The sequence below is a fragment of the Caldimonas sp. genome (assembly GCF_046291045.1).
In the GTDB taxonomy this organism is placed as follows: Bacteria; Pseudomonadota; Gammaproteobacteria; order Burkholderiales; family Burkholderiaceae_C; genus Caldimonas.
Map to the genome: position 1 here is coordinate 1 of NZ_JBKBSL010000070.1, position 5,055 is coordinate 5,055.

5 protein-coding genes are annotated in these 5,055 nt (G+C 67.5%); 1 reads left to right on the forward strand and 4 read right to left on the reverse strand.

Annotated features, from left to right (window positions below; all coding sequences use genetic code 11):
- The 4 genes from ACK4ZD_RS15165 to ACK4ZD_RS15180 all read right to left on the reverse strand — a co-directional run.
- A partial coding sequence (locus ACK4ZD_RS15165; RefSeq protein WP_409663942.1) for a histidine phosphatase family protein occupies positions 1-519 on the reverse strand: 519 nt, incomplete at its 3' end.
- Positions 520-576: 57 nt separating this feature from the next.
- Positions 577-1,209 (reverse strand): YbhB/YbcL family Raf kinase inhibitor-like protein, encoded by a 633-nt coding sequence (locus ACK4ZD_RS15170; RefSeq protein WP_409663945.1) that lies wholly within the window; start codon positions 1,207-1,209, stop codon positions 577-579.
- Between the two features lie 33 nt (positions 1,210-1,242).
- Complete coding sequence (locus ACK4ZD_RS15175; protein ID WP_409663947.1) at positions 1,243-1,566, reverse strand: DUF1840 domain-containing protein; 324 nt, start codon at positions 1,564-1,566, stop codon at positions 1,243-1,245.
- A gap of 9 nt (positions 1,567-1,575) precedes the next feature.
- Positions 1,576-2,811, reverse strand: coding sequence for a class I SAM-dependent methyltransferase (locus ACK4ZD_RS15180; protein ID WP_409663950.1), 1,236 nt, complete (start codon positions 2,809-2,811; stop codon positions 1,576-1,578).
- Positions 2,812-2,984: 173 nt separating this feature from the next.
- Here ACK4ZD_RS15180 and ptsP point away from each other — a divergent pair, with 173 nt between their 5' ends.
- Complete coding sequence (gene ptsP / locus ACK4ZD_RS15185) at positions 2,985-4,772, forward strand: phosphoenolpyruvate--protein phosphotransferase (RefSeq protein WP_409663953.1); 1,788 nt, start codon at positions 2,985-2,987, stop codon at positions 4,770-4,772.
- The last annotated feature ends 283 nt before the right edge of the window (positions 4,773-5,055 follow it).

Below are 5,055 nucleotides of genomic sequence, written 5' to 3' on the forward strand. Positions count from 1 at the left end.
GGCGCGCAGGTCGATCCGCGTGGCGGCGCGGTACAGGCAATCCAGCACGCCGCCGTGGGCGACCAGGGCGATCGTCTGACCGGGGTGGGCGCAGGCCAGGGCCCCGGCCTGCTCGACCACCCGCTGGTAGAACACATTCAGGCTCTCGCCGCCTTCCGGGCAGAACTCGGGATCGCGCTGCCGCCATCGCAGGGCCTGCTCGGGCCATTGCGCCTCGATCTCGCGGAAGGTCTGGCCCTCGAAACGGCCGAAAGCCCGCTCCCGCAGGCCAGGGACCGGGTGCACGGGCAATCCTCTGAGCTCGGCCAGCGCTTGCGCGGTCTGCCAGGCGCGGCTGAGGTCGCTGCTGTAAATCGCATGGAGCTCCTCATCGGCCAGGGCCCGGGCCAGGCGTTGGGCTTGGCGCCGGCCGGTATCGTTGAGCGGGATGTCCAGGTGGCCCTGGATGCGGGTGTCGACATTCCAGGCGGTCTCGCCGTGACGGATCGCCAAGATGCGGGTGGGCAGGGGATGGGACATGCGAAACAGGACGGCAGTGCGGCAGCGGCCGGCATCTCCGGCCGTCCCGATTGTCGTTCAGCCCGCGCGCAGGCGCCGATTCAGGGTGTAGGTGCCCACAAAGGAGGCCGAGCCCAGCACGTGGCCAGCGATCGCCTGGCGCACCTGGGCACCGGTGAATGCTCCCTCGACCGGACAACGTGCCAGATCCAGTGCGAAGAGCGTGAACACATAATGGTGCACCAGGGCGTCGTTGAAGGGGGGGAAGGGGCCGTCGTAGCCGAAATACGACCCCGCCATGTCGGGGTGGCCGGCAAACCAGCCCGTGTAGTCGTTCAGCCCGTGGCGTGCCCCGTGCAGGGTGGCTGGTCCGGGCTTGCCGCGCGGCGTGAAGCCCCGGGAGTATTCGCCTTCGGCGATTTCGCTCAGTGTGGGCGGCAGATCGACCATCACCCAATGGAAGAAGTCCACCCGCGGCAGGTCGGCCGGCACCTCCCGGTCGGGCTGATTGACGTCCTCACCCCGGCTGGGCACGTCCGGATCGTGACAGATCAGCGCCAGCGACTGCGTACCCGGCGGCAGCCCGCTCCACGCCAGATGTGGGTTCAGGTTGTCCGAGAAGGTCACGCCGCCCTGCGGATCGGGGCGCCCGGCCGCGTAGCGCTCGGGGATGGCCTGTCCGTCGTTCCAGTTGTGGCTCCACAGTTTCATCGCGGTCTCCTGCGCTAGTGTTGGGTCGGGGCCTCACACGCCCCAGACGATGTCCTGGTCGGCCTCATGGCAGCGCCGGATCATCTCCATCAGCGGCCACAGCCGCTGCCGCAGCGTCACACCCTCTTGCGGCGGCAGGCTGCGGCCCTCGGCCTGGGCCTCTTCCTCGGCACGGCGGCGTTCGGCTTCTTCCTGCGCGATGGCGCGTTCCAGGGCCGCGATCGCCGCCGGCATCTCCATGGGCACCAAGATGCCCTTTTGGCCCGGCGTCTTGCCGATCAGGCGCATCACATGATCGCCATGGACACCCATCATGATCACGTCGCCGGCCGCCTTGGACCTGAACTTGTAAAGCATCCCCCAGCCTCAACGGTACATATAACTGCGGTTGAAGGGATAGACCGACTGCGCGCCGCGCATCGACCCCTGCCCCAGGTCTCCGCTCGGCCGCGCGGCCAGCAGCTGAAACAGCGAGATCCAGCCGCGCTCGAAGCTCATCGCGCAGCCGGCCAGGTAGAGCCGGTAGGCTCGCACCGTCTTCTCGTTCGTGACGGCGCGCGCCTCGTCCAGTCGGGCCTCCAACCCATCGGACCAGGCCCACAGTGTGCGCGCATAGTGGGGGCGGAGGTTCTCGGCGTCCAGCAATTCCAGTCCGCCCTCGGTCAGAGCCTGCACCACCTCCGACACGTGCTCCAACTCGCCGCCGGGGAAGATGTACTGCTCGATGAAGTCCCCCATCCCGGCCCCGAGCTGGGCGTTGTGCACGCCCCCAGCCGTGATGCCATGGTTCATGACCAGGCCGCCAGGCACCAGCAGGCGGCGGATCTTGTCGAAATAGCCCACCAAGTTGGCGCGTCCGACATGCTCGAACATCCCCACCGAGGCAATGCGGTCATAGGGGCGATCCTCAGGCATGTCGCGGTAGTCGCGCAGGTGCATTTGCACCCTGCCTCGCAGGCCCAGCTCGTCGATGAGCCGGTTCACGTGGGCGTGTTGGTTACGCGACAGCGTGATGCCCTCGGCCTGCACGTCGTAGTGCTGCGCGGCCCACAACAGCAGCCCTCCCCAGCCGGCGCCGATGTCCAGGAAGCGCTGCCCCGGCCCCAGCTGCAGCTTGCGGCAGATGTGGTCGAGCTTGGCTTCCTGGGCCTGGGCCAGCGTCATGTCCGTGTCGCGGAAATAGGCGCACGAATACACCCGCCGCGGGTCCAGCCACAGGGCATAGAAGTCGTCCGAAACGTCGTAGTGGAACTCGATCTGCCGCGCATCACGTTCCTTGCGATGGCGCCGGCGGGACTGCACCGAGCGCCACCAGCGCTGCCACCAGGCGGGGTGTCCCTGCGCCACCGGGTCGCCCACCAGCCGGGCCGCCACGGCCATCAGGTCGCGCATGTTCCCGTCGATGTCGAGCTGGCCCATCACGTAGGCATTGGCCAGGGCGCCGATCTGCCCGCGCGCCAGCGCGCCCAGCCAGCGCGGCTCGTGCAGCCGCAGCCGGACCTCCGCATCTCGGGTGCCTGCACGCCCTCCCGGCCACTCCAGCGCCACCTTGCGCGGCAGGCCATCCAGCTTCCGTTCGATCAGGCCCGTGAGTCCTGACATGGCGCGTCCTCCACAGATCAGGCAACGCCACCGGCACTGCGTAGCGTCCACCCCCGAGTCTGACCGATGGGAGCCGTCCAAGGCAAGGACCGGTGGTGCGCTATGCGGACAGGCCGCATCGGCTCCGGGTGTCCCGCATGGCCGCACGCGGGGGGCGCTGCTAGCATCCGCGCATGACCCTCCAAGTGTTCGGATTGCCCGTCGCCCGCGGGGTGGCCATCGGCAAGGCCGTCCTGGTGGCCTCCAGCCGCGTGGACGTGGCCCATTACTTCATCAGTCCCGACCGCGTCGAGGCCGAGATCGACCGGCTGCGCCGGGCGCGCGATGCCGTCGCCGAGGAGCTGGCCGGCCTGAAGCGCGACATGCCCTCGGATGCCCCTGCCGAGCTTGGGGCCCTGCTCGACGTCCACCTGATGCTGCTGCACGACGAGGCGCTGACCGGGGCCACCAAGCAATGGATCGTCGAGCGGCACTACAACGCCGAATGGGCGCTGTCGGCCCAGCTCGAAGTCCTGGCGCGCCAGTTCGATGAGATGGAGGACGACTACCTGCGTGAACGCAAGGCCGACATCGAGCAGGTGGTCGAGCGTTTGCTGCGGGTTCTGGGCCGCAACGGCTCGGTGTTGACGCCACCGCCTGCGCCCAACCCGGGCGACTGGGGCGGTGAGGATCCCCTCGTGCTCATTGCCAACGACATCGCGCCGGCCGACATGCTGCAGTTCAAGCGCAGCATCTTCCAGGGCTTCGTCACCGATGTGGGCGGAAAGACCTCGCACACGGCCATCGTCGCACGCAGCATGGGCATTCCCGCCGTGGTCGGCGCGCGGGAGGCCAGCCACCTCATCCGTCAGGACGACTGGGTCATCATCGACGGCGACGCCGGTGTGGTCATCGTCGACCCCTCGCCCATCGTGCTCGAGGAATACCGCTTTCGCCAGCGCCAAAGTGAACTCGAAAGGGAGCGCCTGGCCCGGCTGCGTCACACGCCGGCCGTCACGCTCGATGGGGAGCGTGTCGAGCTGTTGGCCAACATCGAGCTGCCCCAGGACGCGCCAGGGGCCTTGCAGGCTGGGGCCGTCGGCGTGGGTCTGTTCCGCACCGAATTCCTCTTCATGAATCGCAACGGGGAACTGCCCGGCGAGGAAGAACAGTTCGAGGCCTACCGGGCTGCCGTGCAGGCCATGCAGGGCCTGCCCGTGACCATCCGCACCATCGACATCGGTGCCGACAAGCCCTTGGAGCGCATGTCCCACAACGAGCTGCGCCACGAGCACACGCTCAACCCTGCGATGGGACTGCGCGCGATCCGCTGGAGCCTGTCCGAGCCGAGCATGTTCCGCATGCAGTTGCGGGCCATTCTGCGCGCCAGTGCCTACGGCAAGGTGCGCCTGCTGATCCCCATGCTCACTCACCTCAGCGAAGTGCGCCAGACCTTCGAGGCTCTGGCGCGAGCCAAGCAGCAGCTGACCGATGCTGGCCTGCCGTATACCGACATCGAGGTGGGCGCGATGATCGAGGTGCCTGGAGCCGCCTTGCTGGTCCAAAGCTTCCTGCGGCATTTCGACTTCGTCTCGCTGGGCACCAACGACCTCATCCAGTACACGCTGGCCATCGACCGTGCCGACGAGGCCGTGGCCCACCTCTACGATCCCTGGCACCCTGCAGTGCTGCGCCTGGTGGCCGACACCATCTCCTGCGCGCGTGCGGCCGGCAAAGGCGTGAGCGTGTGCGGCGAGATGGCCGGCGACCCTGCCTTCACCGCCTTGCTGCTGGCCATGGGCCTGCGCAGCTTCTCGATGCATCCCTCGCAGATCGCCCCCATCAAGCAGCGCATCTTGCGCGCTGACACCCGGCGGCTAGCGCAGCACCTGGGGGCCGTGCTGGCCAGCGAGGATCCGCAGGAGACCAGCCGGCAGTTGCTGCGGTCGGATTCGGCCCGGGACCACACCGCCGTGCACTGAGTTGCGCTGAGCGTTACATCCCGCCGGCATCGTCATGGCGGCGGGCCTGGCGGGGGCGCAGAAAAACGTGCTACAGTCTCGTTCTTCGCTGCTGCAACGAGACAGCCTCCTTCTTCCAAGCGGGCGGCCCTTGATGTGGCGAAGCAAACGAAATAGCCGAGTGCTTGACAAGGAAATCAAAATCTTGCAATAATCTCGGTCTTCGCTGATCACTGGTTGGCGACGCAAACGAAGCGATGGTTTTGTTTGTGTGGTGGGTTCTTTAACAAGATACAGCCGATAA